At 65.6% G+C, this 16338-nt stretch carries 16 protein-coding genes and 1 tRNA gene; all 17 read left to right on the top strand.

Annotation, left to right across the window (positions count from 1 at the left end; translation table 11 throughout):
• The first annotated feature begins 12 nt into the window (after positions 1 to 12).
• The 17 genes from pnp (at position 13) to nuoL (ending at position 16320) form a co-directional block, all read left to right on the top strand.
• The gene (gene pnp / locus FN976_RS21680; RefSeq protein ID WP_145895167.1) at positions 13 to 2343 is read left to right on the top strand and encodes a polyribonucleotide nucleotidyltransferase; all 2331 of its coding nucleotides are present in this window, start codon (positions 13 to 15) and stop codon (positions 2341 to 2343) included.
• On the top strand, positions 2340 to 3326 hold the full coding sequence (locus tag FN976_RS21685; protein ID WP_145895168.1) for an NAD(P)H-quinone oxidoreductase: 987 nt from the start codon (positions 2340 to 2342) through the stop codon (positions 3324 to 3326). The genes pnp and FN976_RS21685 overlap by 4 nt, the downstream gene beginning before the upstream one ends.
• 5 nt (positions 3327 to 3331) lie before the next feature.
• On the top strand, positions 3332 to 4093 hold the full coding sequence (gene tpiA / locus FN976_RS21690) for a triose-phosphate isomerase (RefSeq protein ID WP_145895169.1): 762 nt from the start codon (positions 3332 to 3334) through the stop codon (positions 4091 to 4093).
• Between the two features lie 4 nt (positions 4094 to 4097).
• Positions 4098 to 4535: a preprotein translocase subunit SecG gene (gene secG, locus FN976_RS21695; RefSeq protein ID WP_145895170.1), complete on the top strand. Its 438-nt coding sequence runs from the start codon at positions 4098 to 4100 to the stop codon at positions 4533 to 4535.
• Positions 4536 to 4676: 141 nt separating this feature from the next.
• Positions 4677 to 4761, top strand: a tRNA-Leu gene (locus tag FN976_RS21700).
• Between the two features lie 60 nt (positions 4762 to 4821).
• Entirely contained in the window at positions 4822 to 5193 is a 372-nt protein-coding gene (locus FN976_RS21705) for an NADH-quinone oxidoreductase subunit A (RefSeq protein ID WP_145895171.1), read from the top strand.
• A gap of 34 nt (positions 5194 to 5227) precedes the next feature.
• Complete coding sequence (locus FN976_RS21710; RefSeq protein WP_145895172.1) at positions 5228 to 5707, top strand: NuoB/complex I 20 kDa subunit family protein; 480 nt, start codon at positions 5228 to 5230, stop codon at positions 5705 to 5707.
• Positions 5708 to 5716: 9 nt separating this feature from the next.
• Entirely contained in the window at positions 5717 to 6337 is a 621-nt protein-coding gene (locus tag FN976_RS21715) for an NADH-quinone oxidoreductase subunit C (protein WP_145895173.1), read from the top strand.
• A 7-nt stretch (positions 6338 to 6344) separates the two neighbouring features.
• A complete protein-coding gene (locus tag FN976_RS21720) occupies positions 6345 to 7598 on the top strand; it encodes an NADH-quinone oxidoreductase subunit D (RefSeq protein ID WP_145895174.1) in 1254 nt (417 codons plus the stop codon).
• Entirely contained in the window at positions 7595 to 8080 is a 486-nt protein-coding gene (gene nuoE / locus FN976_RS21725; RefSeq protein WP_145895175.1) for an NADH-quinone oxidoreductase subunit NuoE, read from the top strand. The genes FN976_RS21720 and nuoE overlap by 4 nt, the downstream gene beginning before the upstream one ends.
• Positions 8077 to 9417 (top strand): NADH-quinone oxidoreductase subunit NuoF, encoded by a 1341-nt coding sequence (nuoF, locus tag FN976_RS21730; protein ID WP_145895176.1) that lies wholly within the window; start codon positions 8077 to 8079, stop codon positions 9415 to 9417. The genes nuoE and nuoF overlap by 4 nt, the downstream gene beginning before the upstream one ends.
• A gap of 63 nt (positions 9418 to 9480) precedes the next feature.
• Complete coding sequence (gene nuoG / locus FN976_RS21735) at positions 9481 to 11616, top strand: NADH-quinone oxidoreductase subunit NuoG (RefSeq protein WP_145895177.1); 2136 nt, start codon at positions 9481 to 9483, stop codon at positions 11614 to 11616.
• The gene (gene nuoH, locus FN976_RS21740) at positions 11613 to 12695 is read left to right on the top strand and encodes an NADH-quinone oxidoreductase subunit NuoH (protein WP_145895178.1); all 1083 of its coding nucleotides are present in this window, start codon (positions 11613 to 11615) and stop codon (positions 12693 to 12695) included. The genes nuoG and nuoH overlap by 4 nt, the downstream gene beginning before the upstream one ends.
• Positions 12696 to 12702: 7 nt before the next feature.
• Positions 12703 to 13224: an NADH-quinone oxidoreductase subunit NuoI gene (gene nuoI / locus FN976_RS21745; protein WP_145895179.1), complete on the top strand. Its 522-nt coding sequence runs from the start codon at positions 12703 to 12705 to the stop codon at positions 13222 to 13224.
• A 19-nt stretch (positions 13225 to 13243) separates the two neighbouring features.
• A complete protein-coding gene (locus FN976_RS21750) occupies positions 13244 to 13933 on the top strand; it encodes an NADH-quinone oxidoreductase subunit J (protein ID WP_145895180.1) in 690 nt (229 codons plus the stop codon).
• Entirely contained in the window at positions 13930 to 14238 is a 309-nt protein-coding gene (nuoK, locus tag FN976_RS21755) for an NADH-quinone oxidoreductase subunit NuoK (RefSeq protein WP_145895181.1), read from the top strand. The genes FN976_RS21750 and nuoK overlap by 4 nt, the downstream gene beginning before the upstream one ends.
• Positions 14239 to 14265: 27 nt before the next feature.
• Positions 14266 to 16320 (top strand): NADH-quinone oxidoreductase subunit L, encoded by a 2055-nt coding sequence (nuoL, locus tag FN976_RS21760; RefSeq protein ID WP_145895182.1) that lies wholly within the window; start codon positions 14266 to 14268, stop codon positions 16318 to 16320.
• The last annotated feature ends 18 nt before the right edge of the window (positions 16321 to 16338 follow it).

A 16338-nucleotide genomic window follows, 5' to 3' on the forward strand; every position in this document is an offset into this window, starting at 1 on the left:
GGAGAACAGAACATGAGCATTTTCAACAAGATCACCAAGACCTTCCAATGGGGCCAGCACAAGGTCGTGCTGGAAACCGGCGAGATCGCGCGCCAGGCGTCGGGCGCCGTCGTCGTCGACATCGAAGGCACCGTCGTGCTGTGCACGGTGGCCGCGTCCAAATCGGCCAAGCCCGGCCAGGACTTCTTTCCGCTGACGGTCGACTACATCGAGAAGACGTACGCGGCCGGCAAGATCCCCGGCAGCTTCTTCAAGCGCGAAGCCAAGCCCAGCGAACTCGAAACCCTGACCAGCCGCCTGATCGACCGCCCGATCCGCCCGCTGTTCCCCGAAGGCTTCCTGAACGAAGTGCACGTGGTCGTGCACACCGTGTCGCTGAACCCCGAAGTCGACCCCGACATCGCCGCCATGATCGGCTGCAGCGCCGCGCTGTCCATCTCGGGCATCCCGTTCGCCGGCCCCATCGGCGCCGCGCGCGTGGGCTACATCAACGGCGAATACGTGCTGAACCCGGGCCAGACCCAGCGCAAGGATTCGCTGCTGGACCTGGTCGTCGCCGGCACCGAAGGCGCCGTGCTGATGGTGGAATCGGAAGCCAAGCAGCTGTCCGAAGAGATCATGCTGGGCGCGGTGGTGTTCGGCCACCAGCAGGCCGGCATCGCCATCAACGTCATCCATGAGCTGGTGCGCGAAGCCGGCAAGCCGCTGTGGGACTGGCAGGCGCCCGCCAAGGACGAAGTGTTCATCGCCAAGGTCAACGGCCTGGCCGAAGAGAAGCTGCGCGCCGCCTACCAGATCCGCAGCAAGCAGGCCCGCACGCAGGCACTGCGCGAAGCCAACACCGCGGTGATGACGGCCTTGAAGGACAGCGGCGAAGCGTTCGACGCCGGCAAGGTCAACGACCTGCTGTTCGAGATCGAAGCCAAGATCGTGCGCAACCAGATCCTGCAGGGCGAGCCCCGCATCGACGGCCGCGACACCCGCACCGTGCGCGACATCGAGATTCGCCACGGCGTGCTGCCCCGCACCCACGGCTCGGCGCTGTTCACGCGCGGCGAGACGCAGGCCCTGGTCATCACCACGCTCGGCACCGAGCGCGACGCGCAGCGCATCGACGCGCTGATGGGCGAGTTCGAAGACCGCTTCATGTTCCACTACAACATGCCTCCCTTCGCCACCGGCGAAGTCGGCCGCATGGGCAGCACCAAGCGCCGCGAAGTGGGCCACGGCCGCCTGGCCAAGCGCGCGCTGATCGCCGTGCTGCCGACCAAGGAAGAGTTCCCTTACACGATGCGCGTGGTCTCGGAGATCACCGAGTCCAACGGCTCGTCGTCGATGGCTTCGGTGTGCGGCGGTTGCCTGTCGCTGATGGACGCCGGCGTGCCGATGAAGGCGCACGTGGCCGGTATCGCCATGGGCCTGATCAAGGACGGCAACCGCTTCGCCGTGCTGACCGACATCCTGGGCGATGAAGATCACCTGGGCGACATGGACTTCAAGGTGGCCGGCACGACCAACGGCATCACCGCGCTGCAGATGGACATCAAGATCCAGGGCATCACCAAGGAAATCATGCAGGTCGCGCTGGCGCAGGCCAAGGAAGCCCGCATGCACATCCTGGGCAAGATGCAGGAGAACATGAGCGCGGCCAACACCGAGGTGTCGACCTTCGCGCCCAAGCTCTACACGATGAAGATCAACCCGGAAAAGATTCGCGACGTCATCGGCAAGGGCGGCGCGGTCATCCGCGCGCTGACCGAAGAGACGGGCTGCCAGATCAACATCGAGGAAGACGGCACCATCACCATCGCCGCGACCGACGCCGAAAAGGCCGACGTGGCGAAGAAGCGCATCGAAGAGATCACCGCGGAAGTCGAGATCGGCCGCGTCTACGAAGGCCCGATCACCAAGATCCTGGACTTCGGCGCCCTGGTCAACCTGCTGCCCGGCAAGGACGGCCTGCTGCACATCAGCCAGATCGCCCACGAGCGCGTGGAGAAGGTCACCGACTACCTGTCCGAAGGCCAGATCGTCAAGGTCAAGGTGCTGGAGACCGACGAGAAGGGCCGCGTCAAGCTGTCCATGAAGGCCCTGCTGGACCGCCCGGCCGGCATGCAGGACGAGCCCCGGCGCGAATTCCGCGAGCCGCGTGGTGACCGCGGGGACCGTGGTGATCGCGGTGATCGTGGTGATCGTGGTGACCGTGGCGACCGGGGATCGCGTGGCGACCGTGAACCGCGCGGCGACCAGCAGCCGCGTGGCGACCAGCTCCCGCGCGAGCCGCAAGACCAGCAGCAACCGCGCGAACCGCAAGCCCGCACGCCGGTCGACTCGCAAGAGTGAAAGCCGTTGAAATCAGCACCTTCGGTGCGCCCGACGTCCTGCGTCTGGGTGAGCGCCCCGATCCCGCGCCCGCCGCGGGCGAGGTGCTGATCCGCGTCAGCGCGAGCGGGGTCAACCGGCCCGACGTGCTCCAGCGGACCGGCAACTATCCGGTGCCGCCGGGCGCGTCGGACATCCCGGGCCTGGAAGTCGCCGGGGAAATCGTCAGTGGTGATGCCGCGGCGATGGCTGCCGCGGGCTTCAAGGTGGGCGACAAGGTTTGCGCGCTGGTCGCCGGCGGCGGCTATGCCGAGCTGTGCGTGGCGCCGGTGGCGCAATGCCTGCCGGTGCCCAAGGGCCTGAGCGACCTGGAAGCGGCCTGCCTGCCCGAGACGTTCTTCACGGTGTGGAGCAACGTGTTCGACCGCGGGCGCCTGCAGGCTGGCGAAACGCTGCTGGTGCAGGGCGGCACCAGCGGCATCGGCGTCACGGCCATCCAGATGGCCAAGGCGCTGGGTGCGAAGGTCATCGCCACGGCCGGCAGCGACGAGAAGTGCCAGGCCTGCCTGAAGCTCGGCGCCGACCATGCCATCAACTACAAGATCCAGGACTTCGCCGAAGAAGCAAAGAAGCTGACCGGCGGCAAGGGCGTCGACGTGATCCTCGACATGGTCGCCGGCAGCTACGTCGCGCGCGAAGTCGAATGCCTGGCCGAAGACGGCCGGCTGGTGATCATCGCGGTGCAGGGCGGCGTCAAGGCCGAATTCAACGCCGGCATGGTGCTGCGCAAGCGCCTGCTGGTGACCGGTTCCACGCTGCGGCCCCGGCCCATCGCTTTCAAGGGCGCGATCGCCGCTTCGCTGAAGGCGAAGGTCTGGCCGCTGATCGAAGCCGGCAAGATCAAGCAGGTGATCCACAGCACGTTCCCGGCGGCCGAAGCCGCCCAGGCGCACGCGCTGATGGAAACCAACCAGCACATCGGCAAGATCGGCCTGACCTGGTGAGCGCCATGGAAAAGAAGAAACTGATCGCCGGCAACTGGAAGATGAACGGCAACCTGGAAGCCAACGACGCCCTGGTGCGCGCGCTGGTCGCCGGGATGAAAGATGCCGCCTGTTCCGTGGCCGTCTGCGTGCCCGCGCCCTATCTGGGCCAGGTGCAGTTGCTCAAGGCCGGCTCCGCGCTGGAACTCGGGGCGCAGGACGTCTCCCCGCACGCGCAGGGCGCGTACACCGGCGAGGTGTCGGCCCCCATGCTGCGCGAGTTCGGCGTGCGCTATGCCATCGTTGGCCATTCCGAGCGGCGCCAGTACCATGGCGAAACCGACGCGTTGGTGGCCGAGAAAGCCAAGACGGCGCTGGCGCACGGCGTCACCCCGATCGTCTGCGTGGGCGAGACGCTGGCCGAGCGCGAAGCCGGCCAGACCGAGGAAGTGGTCAAGCGCCAGCTGGCCGCCGTGATCCACGTCAACGGCCATTGCATCAGCGAGATCGTCGTGGCCTACGAACCCGTCTGGGCCATCGGCACCGGCAAGACCGCGACCCCCGAAATGGCGCAGCAGGTGCACGGCCTCTTGCGAAAGCAGCTGGGCGCCGCCACATCGCATGCGGAGCGGGTGCACATCCTCTACGGCGGCAGCATGAATGCCGCCAATGCGGCCAGCCTGCTGGCCCAACCCGACATCGACGGCGGCCTCGTAGGTGGCGCGTCTCTGAAAGCGGCCGATTTCCTGCAGATCGTCGCCGCGGCATCCAAGAAGAATCAGGAGTGATTGAATGAACGTCGTATTGACCCTTGTGCTCGCCGTCCAGATGCTGACGGCCCTCGGCATGATCGGGCTGATCCTGCTGCAGCACGGCAAGGGCGCCGACATGGGCGCGGCCTTCGGCAGCGGCTCGTCGGGCAGCCTGTTCGGTGCCAGCGGCAGTGCCAACTTCCTCTCGCGCACCACGGCCGTGCTGGCCGCCGTGTTCTTCGTCTGCACCTTGCTGCTGGCCTACTTCGGCAACCTCCGCCCGGCTGGCACCGGCGGCAGCAGCGTGCTCGAGCGTGCGGGCGTTTCGGCCCCCGCCGCCTCCGCGCCGGCGCCGGCCACGCCCGCTTCGGGCGCTGCCCAGATTCCCGCCGGAGCCATCTCCGTTCCGATGACGCCCGCCGTCCCGGCGCCTGCCGCCACGCCCGCCTCGGGGGCCGCGCAGATTCCGACCAAGTAGAGGCTGACAACCCCGCCCGCGCAGGCCGCCTGCGCGGCAGTGGGGCACTGGAATCGGAGTACACTCCATGGCTGTCCGGAAAGCCAGCGTTTCCCTCTGTGGAGCGCAAGCCTCAAGCCTGTCCGGGCGCTGGAAGAAACCGCCGTCGTGGTGAAATTGGTAGACACGCTATCTTGAGGGGGTAGTGGCGAAAGCTGTGCGAGTTCGAGTCTCGCCGACGGCACCAAGACAACAGCCTGCCGGGCACCGCATCGGCAGGCACCTTGCGCGGACCTGAGCCTTCTCGATGAACCTCGACCAGTACCTCCCTGTCCTCCTGTTCATCCTGGTCGGCGTCGGTGTCGGCGTCGCGCCCCAGGTGCTGGGCCGCCTCATCTCCATGGGCATCGGCGTGCACAAGCCCGATGCGCAGAAGAACTCCCCTTACGAATGCGGCTTCGAGGCTTTCGAAGACGCGCGCATGAAGTTCGACGTCCGCTATTACCTGGTGGCCATCCTCTTCATCCTGTTCGACCTGGAAATCGCGTTCCTCTTCCCCTGGGCCGTGGCCCTCAAGGAAATCGGGCCCGTGGGCTTCTGGGCCATGATGATTTTCCTGGCCATCCTGGTGGTGGGTTTCATCTACGAGTGGAAGAAGGGCGCGCTGGACTGGGAATGAACCCGGCCCTCGCAGCGTCCAAGAAAGTTTCGCCATGAGCAACCAAGGCATTCTCGAAAAGGGAGTCGTCACCACGACCGTGGACAGCGTCATCAACTGGGCCAAGACCGGCTCGTTGTGGCCCATGACCTTCGGCCTCGCGTGCTGCGCGGTCGAGATGATGCACGCGGGTGCAGCCCGCTACGACATCGACCGGTTCGGCATGCTGTTCCGCCCGAGCCCGCGCCAGAGCGACCTGATGATCGTCGCCGGCACGCTGTGCAACAAGATGGCGCCGGCGCTGCGCAAGGTCTACGACCAGATGGCCGAGCCGCGCTGGGTCCTCTCCATGGGCACCTGCGCCAACGGCGGCGGCTACTACCACTACAGCTATTCCGTCGTGCGCGGCTGCGACCGCATCGTGCCCGTCGATGTGTACGTGCCCGGCTGCCCGCCGACCGCCGAGGCGCTGCTGTACGGGATCATCCAGCTGCAGCAGAAGATCCGCCGCACCCAGACCATCGCCCGGGCCTGAGCCATGTCCATGCACCAGACCGCATTGGCCGTCGTCGACCCGGCCGCCCTGAAGGACACGATCGCCGCCGCGCTCGGCGACAAGGTGAAACGCATCGACCTGCGCCTGGGTGAAGTGACCGTCATCGTGACCGCGGCCAACTATCTCGAAGCCGCGCGCACGCTCAAGACCGCGCCGGGCTGCCAGTTCGAGCAACTGATCGACCTGTGCGGCCTCGACTATTCGGAATACCGCGCGGGCGAATGGGATGGCCTGCGCTACGCCGTGGCCGTGCATCTGCTGTCGGTCAGCCTGAACCAGCGCGTGCGCCTCAAGGTGTTCGCGGCCGACGACGACCTGCCGGTGGTGGATTCGCTCACCAGCGTCTGGAGCGGCGCGAACTGGTTCGAGCGCGAGGCATTCGATCTGTACGGCATCGTGTTCGAAGGCCACGACGACCTGCGCCGCCTGCTCACCGACTACGGCTTCATCGGCCATCCGTTCCGCAAGGACTTCCCGGTGTCCGGCCACGTCGAGATGCGCTATGACCCCGAGCGCAAGCGCGTGATCTACCAGCCGGTGACGATCGAGCCGCGCGAGATCACGCCGCGGATCATCCGGGAAGAGAAGTACGGCGGACTGACGCACTGAGCGCCCCATGGCAGAAATCAAGAACTACACGCTCAATTTTGGTCCGCAGCACCCGGCCGCGCACGGCGTGCTGCGCCTCGTGCTGGAACTCGACGGCGAAGTGATCCAGCGCGCCGATCCGCACATCGGCCTCCTGCACCGCGCCACCGAAAAGCTCGCCGAGACCCGCACCTACATCCAGTCGCTGCCCTACATGGACCGCCTGGACTACGTCTCGATGATGTGCAACGAGCACGCCTACTGCCTGGCCATCGAGAAGATGATGGACATCGAGGTGCCCATCCGCGCGCAGTACATCCGCGTGATGTTCTCCGAGATCACGCGCCTCCTGAACCACCTGCTGTGGCTGGGCGCGCACGGCCTCGACTGCGGCGCGATGAACATGCTGATCTACTGCTTCCGCGAGCGGGAAGACCTGTTCGACATGTACGAAGCGGTATCCGGCGCGCGCATGCACGCGGCGTATTTCCGGCCGGGCGGCGTCTACCGCGACCTGCCGGGGAGCATGCCGCAGTACAAGGCGAGCAAGGTGCGCAACCAGCGTTCGATCGACGAACTGAACGAAGGCCGCAAGGGCAGCCTGCTCGACTTCATCGACGCGTTCACGCAGCGGTTCCCGGGTTACGTCGATGAGTACGAGACACTGCTCACCGACAACCGCATCTGGAAGCAGCGCACCGTGGGCATCGGCGTGGTCGAGCCCGAGCGCGCGCTCAACCTCGGGTTCACCGGCCCGATGCTGCGCGGCTCCGGTTTCGCCTGGGACCTGCGCAAGACGCAGCCCTACGAGGTCTACGACAAGATGGATTTCGACATCCCGGTCGGCCGCACCGGCGACTGCTACGACCGCTACCTGGTGCGCGTGCAGGAGCTGCGTGAGTCCAACAAGATCATCAAGCAGTGCGTCGACTGGCTGCGCGTGAACCCGGGCCCGGTGATCACCAGCAACCACAAGGTGGCGCCGCCGGACCGCGAATCCATGAAGACCAACATGGAAGAGCTGATCCACCACTTCAAGCTCTTCTCCGAAGGCTTCCGCGTGCCGGAGGGCGAGGCCTACGCCGCGGTGGAACACCCCAAGGGCGAGTTCGGCATCTACATGGTGAGCGACGGCGCCAACAAGCCCTACCGCCTGAAGATCCGCGCGCCCGGCTTCCCGCACCTGGCCGCGCTCGACGAGATGGGCCGCGGCCACATGATCGCCGACGCCGTTGCCATCATCGGCACGATGGACATCGTGTTTGGAGAAATCGACAGATGATTTCGGACGCCATGCGCACCCGCTTCGACCGTGAAGTGGCCAAGTACCCCGCCGACCAGAAGCAGTCGGCCGTGATGGCCTGCCTGGCCATCGTGCAGCAGGAGCAGGGCTTCGTCAGCAAGGAAAGCGAGAACGAAGTCGCCGCCTACCTGGGCATGCCGCCGATCGCGGTGCACGAGGTCACGACCTTCTACAACATGTACAACCAGCGCAAGCTGGGCAAGTTCAAGATCAACGTCTGCACCAACCTGCCGTGCCAGTTGCGCGACGGGCAGAACGCGCTGCATTACCTCGAGAAGAAGCTGGGCATCCACATGGGCGAGACCACGCCCGACGGCCTGTTCACGCTGCAGCAGAGCGAATGCCTGGGTGCCTGCGCCGATTCGCCGGTGCTGCTGGTGAACGACCGCACCATGTGCAGCTTCATGAGCGAAGACAAGCTCGACCAGATGATCGACGGCTTGAAGGGGGCGGGCGCATGAATGCCGCACAAGTGCTGGCGCAATTCCAGGCGACGGGCGTGCAGACCTGTTTCCACGGCCGCCACATCAACCCGCAGATCTACAAGGACCTGGACGGCACCAACTGGCGCTTGAAGGACTACGAGGCGCGCGATGGCTACAAGGCGCTCCGCAAGATCCTCGGCGAAGGGCTGACGCAAGACCAGGTGATCGCCACCATGAAGGAGTCGGCCCTGCGAGGCCGCGGCGGCGCGGGCTTTCCGACCGGCCTGAAGTGGAGCTTCATGCCCCGCCAGTTCCCCGGCCAGAAGTTCCTGGTGTGCAACTCCGACGAAGGCGAGCCGGGCACCTGCAAGGACCGCGACCTGCTGCAGTACAACCCGCACATCGTCATCGAGGGAATGATCATCGCGGCCTACGCGATGGGCATCACCGTGGGCTACAACTACATCCACGGCGAGATCTTCACCACGTACGACCGGTTCGAGGAGGCGCTGGAAGAAGCGCGTGCCGCCGGTTACCTGGGCGACAAGATCCTGGGCTCGGGCTTCAGCTTCCAGCTGCATGCCTCGCATGGTTTCGGCGCCTACATCTGCGGCGAAGAGACGGCGCTGCTCGAATCGCTGGAAGGCAAGAAGGGCCAGCCGCGCTTCAAGCCGCCGTTCCCGGCCAGCTTCGGCCTGTACGGCAAGCCCACCACGATCAACAACACCGAGACCTTCGCGGCGGTGCCCTGGATCATCCGCAACGGCGGCCAGGCCTACCTCGACATCGGCAAGCCGAACAACGGCGGCACCAAGATCTTCTCGGTCTCCGGTGACGTCGAGCTGCCAGGCAACTACGAGATCCCGCTGGGCACACCCTTCAGCAAGTTGCTGGAACTGTGCGGCGGCATGCGCGGCGGCAAGAAGCTGAAGGCTGTGATCCCGGGCGGGTCGTCGGCGCCGGTGCTGCCGGCCGACGTGATGATGCAGTGCACGATGGACTACGACTCCATCGCCAAGGCCGGCTCCATGCTGGGCTCGGGCGCCGTCATCGTGATGGACGAGACGCGTGACATGGTCACCGCGCTCAAGCGCCTGTCTTACTTCTACATGCACGAGTCGTGCGGCCAGTGCACGCCCTGCCGCGAAGGCACGGGCTGGCTGTGGCGCATGGTCGACCGCATCGACAACGGCGCCGGCAAGCCATCGGACATCGAGCTGCTGAATTCCGTGGCGGACAACATCCAGGGCCGCACGATCTGCGCGCTGGGTGACGCGGCGGCGATGCCGGTGCGCGCCATGATCAAGCACTTCCGTAGTGAGTTCGAGGCGAAGATCGCCAAGGCGTCGGAAGGCATGGTGGTAGCGAAATGATCCTGCATCTCGACGCGCGCGCCCCCACCCCAACCCTCCCCCAGAGGGGGAGGGAGTAAAGCCATGATCGAAATCAACCTTGACGGACAAACGGTCTCGGTCACCGAAGGCAGCATGATCATGCATGCCGCGGACAAGGCCGGCACCTACATCCCGCATTTCTGCTATCACAAGAAGCTGTCCATTGCAGCCAACTGCCGCATGTGCCTGGTCGACGTGGAGAAGGCGCCCAAGCCCATGCCGGCCTGCGCCACGCCCGTCACCAACGGCATGATCGTGCGCACCAAGAGCGACAAGGCGATCAAGGCGCAGCAGTCGGTGATGGAGTTCCTGCTGATCAACCATCCGCTGGACTGCCCCATCTGCGACCAGGGCGGCGAATGCCAGTTGCAGGACCTCGCTGTCGGCTACGGCGGCTCTTCCTCGCGCTACGAGGAAGAAAAGCGCGTGGTCCCCGTCAAGGACGTCGGCCCGCTGATCTCCATGCAGGAGATGACGCGCTGCATCCACTGCACCCGCTGCGTGCGCTTCGGCCAGGAAGTGGCCGGCGTGATGGAGCTGGGCATGATCCACCGCGGCGAGCACTCCGAGATCACGACGATCCTGAACGACACCGTCGACTCCGAAGTCTCCGGCAACATGATCGACCTGTGCCCGGTCGGCGCGCTCACCAGCAAGCCGTTCCGCTACAGCGCGCGGCCCTGGGAGCTGTCGCGCCGCAAGTCGGTGAGCCCGCACGACTCCACCGGCGCCAACCTGATCGTCCAGGTCAAGAACAACCGTGTGATGCGCGTGCTTCCGCTGGAGAACGACGACGTCAACGAGTGCTGGCTGGCCGACCGGGACCGCTTCTCGTATGAAGCGCTCAACACCGACGAGCGCCTGACCACGCCCATGCTGAAGCAGGGCGGCGAATGGAAGCCTGTCGACTGGCAAACCGCGCTCGAATACGTGGCGAACGGCCTGAAGCAGATCAAGGCGGACCACGGCGCGAAGAGCATCGGGGCCCTGGTGAGCCCGCACAGCACGGTGGAAGAACTGTTCCTGGCCGGCAAGCTGGTGCGCGGCCTGGGCAGCGAGAACATCGACTACCGGCTGCGCAACGCGGAGTTCACGGCGAGCGAGGGCGTGCGCTATCTCGGCACCTCTGTCGCTTCGCTGTCGCATCTGCAGCGCGCGCTGGTCATCGGCTCCAACCTGCGCAAGGATCACCCGCTGTTCGCGCTGCGCCTGCGCGCCGCCAACCGCAAGGGCTGCCAGATTTCCGTCATCCATGACGCGGACAACGACTGGGCCATGGGCATCGCGTCGAAAGTCGTGGCGCCGGCTGGCCAGTGGCTGCAGGCCCTGGCGGACGTCGCGTCGGCCATCGGCGCCGAAACCGGCGCCCAGGCACCCGGTGCGGGCCAGGCCACCGACAGCGCCAAGGCAATCGCCAAGTCGCTGCTGGGCGGCGAACGCAAGGCCATCCTGCTCGGCAACGCGGCGGCACACCACGCCAGCGCTTCGGCGCTGCTCTCGCTGGCCAACTGGATCGGCCAGCAGACCGGCGCGACGGTGGGTTACCTGACCGAGGCGGCCAACACCGTGGGCGCGCAACTCGTGGGCGCGCTCCCCGGCGCGGGCGGCTTGAATGCCGGCCAGATGCTGGCCGGTGGCCTCAAGGCGGTGCTGCTGCTGAACACCGAGCCGGTGCACGACTCCGCGGCACGCGAACGCGCCGCGGCCGCGCTGAACGGCGTGGACATGGTCATCACGCTGAGCCCGTTCAAGGCCAACCTGGACTTCAGCGACGTGCTGCTGCCGATCGCCCCCTTCAGCGAAACGCCGGGCACCTTCGTCAACGCCGAAGGCCGTGTGCAGAGTTTCCACGCCGTCGTGAAGCCCCTGGGCGAAACGCGCCCGGCCTGGAAGGTGCTGCGCGTGCTGGCCAACCTGATGGGCGTCTCCGGCTTCGAATACGAGTCGGCGCAGGACGTGCTGGCGGACGCGCGTGGCGCCGACAACGGCCAGGCCCTGGTGCAGGGCGACAAGCTGAGCAACGCCACGACGGCTGGTGTTCAACCCAATGTGCAAGGCGGCGTGCCCGTCACGGCCAGCATCTACCAGCTGGACGGCATCGTCCGCCGCGCGCCCTCGCTGCAGCTCACCGCCGACGCGCTCGCCACCGCGCCCAAGGCGCAGGGAGTGCCGGCATGATCGACACCGTCTACGGTCTCGGCAACGGGCTGATCGCGGCACCCTGGTGGACGGGCGCCGGCTGGCCCATCGTCTGGACCTTGATCAAGATCGTCTGCGTGGTCGCGCCCCTGATGGGCGCTGTGGCTTACCTGACGCTGTGGGAACGCAAGGCAATCGGCTTCACGCAGATCCGCCCGGGCCCGAACCGCGTGGGTCCGTTCGGCCTGCTCACGCCGATCGCCGACGCGCTGAAGCTGCTGACCAAGGAAATCATCGTCCCGACGGTGGCCAACAAGGGCCTGTTCCTGCTCGGCCCGATCATGACGATCATGCCGGCGCTGGCCGCCTGGGTCGTCATCCCGTTCGGGCCCGACGTCGCGCTCGCCAACATCAATGCCGGCCTGCTGTTCCTGATGGCCATCACTTCGCTCGAGGTGTACGGCGTGATCATTGCCGGCTGGGCCTCCAACTCCAAGTACGCGTTCCTCGGCGCGCTGCGCGCCTCCGCGCAGATGGTCAGCTACGAGATCGCCATGGGCTTCTGCCTGGTGGTGGTGCTCATGGTGGCCGGCAGCCTGAACATGACCGAGATCGTGCTGCAGCAGGACAAGGGCTTCTTCGCGTCCAAGGGCGTGAACTTCCTGTCCTGGAACTGGCTGCCGCTGCTGCCCATCTTCGTCGTGTACTTCGTCTCCGGCCTGGCCGAGACCAACCGCCATCCGTTCGACGTGGTCGAAGGCGAATCCGAAATCGTCGCCGGCCACATGATCGAATACTCGGGCATGAGCTTCGCCATGTTCTTCCTGGCGGAGTACGCCAACATGTGGCTGGTCTCCATCCTGGCGGTCATCATGTTCCTGGGCGGCTGGCTGCCCCCGATCGACGCGCCGGTGCTGAACTGGATCCCCGGGTGGATCTGGCTGGGCATCAAGACCTTCATGGTGGTCACGATGTTCCTGTGGGTCCGCTCGACTTTCCCGCGCTACCGCTACGACCAGATCATGCGCCTGGGCTGGAAGATCTTCATTCCGGTGACGCTGGTCTGGCTGGTCGTGATCGGCGCCTGGATGCAGACGCCGTACAACATCTTCAAGTAAACCGCCTATGTCCTCCCAAACATTGGCCCCCGGCCAGTCCGCGTTCTCGCTCAAGGACTTCCTCTCCAGCTTCCTGCTGATGGAGCTGTTCAAGGGCCTGCGCATCACGGGCAAGTACTTCTTCGCGAAGAAGATCACGGTGCAGTTCCCGGAAGAGAAGACGCCGCTGTCGCCACGCTTCCGCGGCCTGCACGCGCTGCGCCGCTACGAGAACGGCGAAGAGCGCTGCATCGCCTGCAAGCTGTGCGAGGCCGTCTGCCCCGCGCTCGCCATCACCATCGAGAGCGAGCAGCGCGACGACGGCACCCGCCGCACCACGCGCTACGACATCGACCTCACCAAGTGCATCTTCTGCGGCTTCTGCGAGGAAAGCTGCCCGGTGGACTCCATCGTCGAGACGCACGTGCTCGAATACCACGGCGAGAAGCGCGGCGACCTGTACTTCACCAAGGACATGCTGCTGGCCATCGGCGACCGCTACGAAGCCGAGATCGCCGCCAACCGCGCCGCCGACGCGCCGTACCGGTAAGGCGGAAAACAACAAGACCATGGACATCCGAACCGGCCTCTTCTACCTGTTTGCCGCGGTGCTGCTCTTCGCGGCCTTCCGCGTCATCACGTCGCGCAACCCCGTGTATGCGGCGCTCTACCTCGTGCTGGCGTTCTTCCAGGCCGCCGCGGTGTGGATCCTGCTCAAGGCGGAGTTCCTCGCCATCTCGCTGGTGCTGGTGTACGTCGGCGCGGTGATGGTGCTGTTCCTGTTCGTGGTGATGATGCTGGACATCGACGTCGCCGAGTTGCGCAAAGGCTTCTGGAAGAACTTTCCGATGGCTGCGAGCATCGGCGCGCTGATCGCGCTGGAGATGGCCGCAGTGCTGATGGGCGGCTTCCGCTCCAGCGAGGAGCCCAAGGCCATGCCGGGCGTGGCGGCGCAGGCCGCGGCTTCGGGCGGCGCGCAGTATTCGAACACCAAGGAGCTCGGCAAGCTGCTCTACAGCGAGTACCTGTACCCGCTGGAGATCGCCGCGGTGCTGCTGCTGGTGGCCATCATCGCCGCCATCGCGCTCACGCTGCGCCAGCGCAAGGACAGCAAGCACATCGATCCTTCCATCCAGGTGCGGGTGAAGGCCAAGGACCGGCTCGAGATCGTCAAGCTGCCGCCGTCACTGCCGACGGTGCCGCAACAACCGGACCCGGTCGTCGCCGCGGCCGCCGCCGGCGGGGAGGCAAAAGCATGAGCCTCACGCTCGGACACTTCCTGACGCTGGGCGCGATCCTGTTCGCGCTGTCCGTCATCGGCATCTTCCTGAACCGCCGCAACCTGATCGTGCTGCTCATGGCCATCGAGCTGATGCTGCTGGCCGTCAACATGAACTTCGTGGCGTTCTCGTACTACCTGGGCGACATGCACGGCCAGGTGTTCGTGTTCTTCATCCTCACGGTGGCCGCGGCCGAGTCGGCCATCGGCCTGGCGATCCTGGTGCTGCTGTTCCGCAACAAGTCGAACATCAACGTCGAAGAACTGAACACTTTGAAGGGCTAGGGGCGCGAAAAGCCTCGCCCAAGAAACATGAGTACGACCCTCAACGCATCGACGCTGCTCGCCGTCCCGCTCGCGCCCCTCGCGGGCGCGCTGCTGGCCGGCATCTTCGGCACCACCCTCGGCGGCAAGTGGATCGGCCGGCGCCTGACGCACACGCTGACCATCCTCGGCGTGCTGGTGGCCTTCATCCTCTCGGCGCAGACGTTGTGGGCCGTGGCCACGCAGGGCGCGCGTTTCAACGCGACGATCTACGAGTGGATGGTGATCGGCTCCCTGAAGATGGAAGTCGGCTTCCTGGTCGACGGTCTCACGGCCATGATGATGTGCGTCGTGACCTTCGTGTCGCTGATGGTCCACATCTACACCATCGGCTACATGGAGGAAGACGAAGGCTACAACCGCTTCTTCGCCTACATCTCGCTCTTCACGTTCTCGATGTTGATGCTCGTGATGAGCAACAACTTCCTGCAGCTGTTCTTCGGCTGGGAAGCGGTGGGCCTGGTGTCGTACCTGCTGATCGGCTTCTGGTTCAACCGGCCCACGGCGATCTTCGCCAACATGAAGGCGTTCCTGGTCAACCGGGTCGGCGACTTCGGCTTCATCCTCGGCATTGGCCTGGTCGTCGCCTACACCGGCTCGCTGAACTACGGCGAAGTGTTCGGCAAGGCAGGCGAAGTCGCCAAGCTGCAGTTCCCGGGCACCGACTGGCTGGTGATCACGGTGCTGTGCATCTGCCTGTTCATCGGCGCCATGGGCAAGAGCGCGCAGTTCCCGCTGCATGTGTGGCTGCCCGACTCGATGGAAGGCCCGACACCGATCTCCGCGCTGATCCACGCCGCCACCATGGTGACGGCCGGCATTTTCATGGTGGCGCGCATGTCGCCGCTGTTCGAGCTGTCCGACACGGCCTTGAGCTTCATCCTCGTGATCGGCGCCATCACCGCGCTCTTCATGGGCTTCCTGGGCATCATCCAGAACGACATCAAGCGCGTGGTCGCCTATTCCACGCTGTCGCAGCTCGGCTACATGACGGTGGCGCTGGGCGCCTCGGCCTACTCGGTCGCCGTGTTCCACCTGATGACGCACGCCTTCTTCAAGGCGCTGCTGTTCCTGGCGGCCGGCTCCGTGATCATGGGCTGTCACCACAACCAGGACATCCGCTGGATGGGCGGCCTGCGCAAGTACATGCCGATCACCTGGATCACGTCGCTGCTGGGGTCGCTGGCGCTGATCGGCACGCCGCTGTTCGCCGGCTTCTATTCCAAGGACAGCATCATCGAGGCGGTGCACTTCAGCACGCTGCCGGGTGCGGGCTTCGCCCACTTCGCGGTGCTGGCCGGTGTGTTCGTCACGGCGTTCTATTCGTTCCGGATGTACTTCCTGGTGTTCCACGGCAAGGAGCGCTTCGGCCAGAACCCGGATGCGCATCACGATGACGGCCATGGTCATGGTCACGACGACCACCACGAGCCTCACGAGTCTCCCTGGGTGGTGACCGCGCCGCTGCTGCTGCTGGCCTTCCCCTCGGTCGTGATCGGCTTCCTCACCATCGGCCCCATGCTGTTCGGCGACTTCTTCAAGGACGCCATCGTGGTCGACGCGGCGCGGCATCCGGCGATGGCCGAACTCGCCAAGATCTTCCACGGCCCGCTGCAGATGGCGGCGCATGGCCTCATGACGCTGCCGTTCTGGCTGGCCGTGGCCGGCGTGGGCGCGGCGTACTACATGTACATGGTGAATCCGGCGCTGCCGGCACGCATCAAGTCCGCGGTGCAGCCGATCCACACGCTGCTCGAGAACAAGTACTACATGGACTGGTTCAATGAGAACGTCCTGGCCCGCGGCGCGCGCGGCCTTGGCATCGCGTTCTGGAAGGGCGGCGACCAGGCCATCATCGACGGCGCCATGGTCAACGGCAGCGCCCGCTTCGTCGGCTGGTTCGCCGGGGTGGTGCGGTGGTTCCAGACGGGTTACATCTACCACTACGCCTTCGCCATGCTGATCGGCGTGATCGTGCTCATGACGTACTTCGTCAGCTGGCCCATGTTCCAGCCGGTCCTGAAGCAGTGGCTCGGCAAGTAGGAGAAGAACAAGAATGAA

This window comes from Caenimonas sedimenti, from assembly GCF_007833165.1.
Taxonomy (GTDB): domain Bacteria; phylum Pseudomonadota; class Gammaproteobacteria; order Burkholderiales; family Burkholderiaceae_C; genus Ramlibacter; species Ramlibacter sedimenti.

Coding starts and splice junctions, on each gene's coding strand:
- FN976_RS21710 (WP_145895172.1), top strand. CDS start 5,228: ATGAGCAACCAAGGCATTCTCGAAAAGGGAGTCGTCACCACGACCGTG.
- nuoK (WP_145895181.1), top strand. CDS start 13,930: ATGAGCCTCACGCTCGGACACTTCCTGACGCTGGGCGCGATCCTGTTC.
- nuoH (WP_145895178.1), top strand. CDS start 11,613: ATGATCGACACCGTCTACGGTCTCGGCAACGGGCTGATCGCGGCACCC.
- nuoF (WP_145895176.1), top strand. CDS start 8,077: ATGAATGCCGCACAAGTGCTGGCGCAATTCCAGGCGACGGGCGTGCAG.
- nuoL (WP_145895182.1), top strand. CDS start 14,266: ATGAGTACGACCCTCAACGCATCGACGCTGCTCGCCGTCCCGCTCGCG.
- secG (WP_145895170.1), top strand. CDS start 4,098: ATGAACGTCGTATTGACCCTTGTGCTCGCCGTCCAGATGCTGACGGCC.
- nuoG (WP_145895177.1), top strand. CDS start 9,481: ATGATCGAAATCAACCTTGACGGACAAACGGTCTCGGTCACCGAAGGC.
- nuoE (WP_145895175.1), top strand. CDS start 7,595: ATGATTTCGGACGCCATGCGCACCCGCTTCGACCGTGAAGTGGCCAAG.
- FN976_RS21750 (WP_145895180.1), top strand. CDS start 13,244: ATGGACATCCGAACCGGCCTCTTCTACCTGTTTGCCGCGGTGCTGCTC.
- FN976_RS21705 (WP_145895171.1), top strand. CDS start 4,822: ATGAACCTCGACCAGTACCTCCCTGTCCTCCTGTTCATCCTGGTCGGC.
- FN976_RS21715 (WP_145895173.1), top strand. CDS start 5,717: ATGCACCAGACCGCATTGGCCGTCGTCGACCCGGCCGCCCTGAAGGAC.
- FN976_RS21720 (WP_145895174.1), top strand. CDS start 6,345: ATGGCAGAAATCAAGAACTACACGCTCAATTTTGGTCCGCAGCACCCG.
- pnp (WP_145895167.1), top strand. CDS start 13: ATGAGCATTTTCAACAAGATCACCAAGACCTTCCAATGGGGCCAGCAC.
- nuoI (WP_145895179.1), top strand. CDS start 12,703: ATGTCCTCCCAAACATTGGCCCCCGGCCAGTCCGCGTTCTCGCTCAAG.
- tpiA (WP_145895169.1), top strand. CDS start 3,332: ATGGAAAAGAAGAAACTGATCGCCGGCAACTGGAAGATGAACGGCAAC.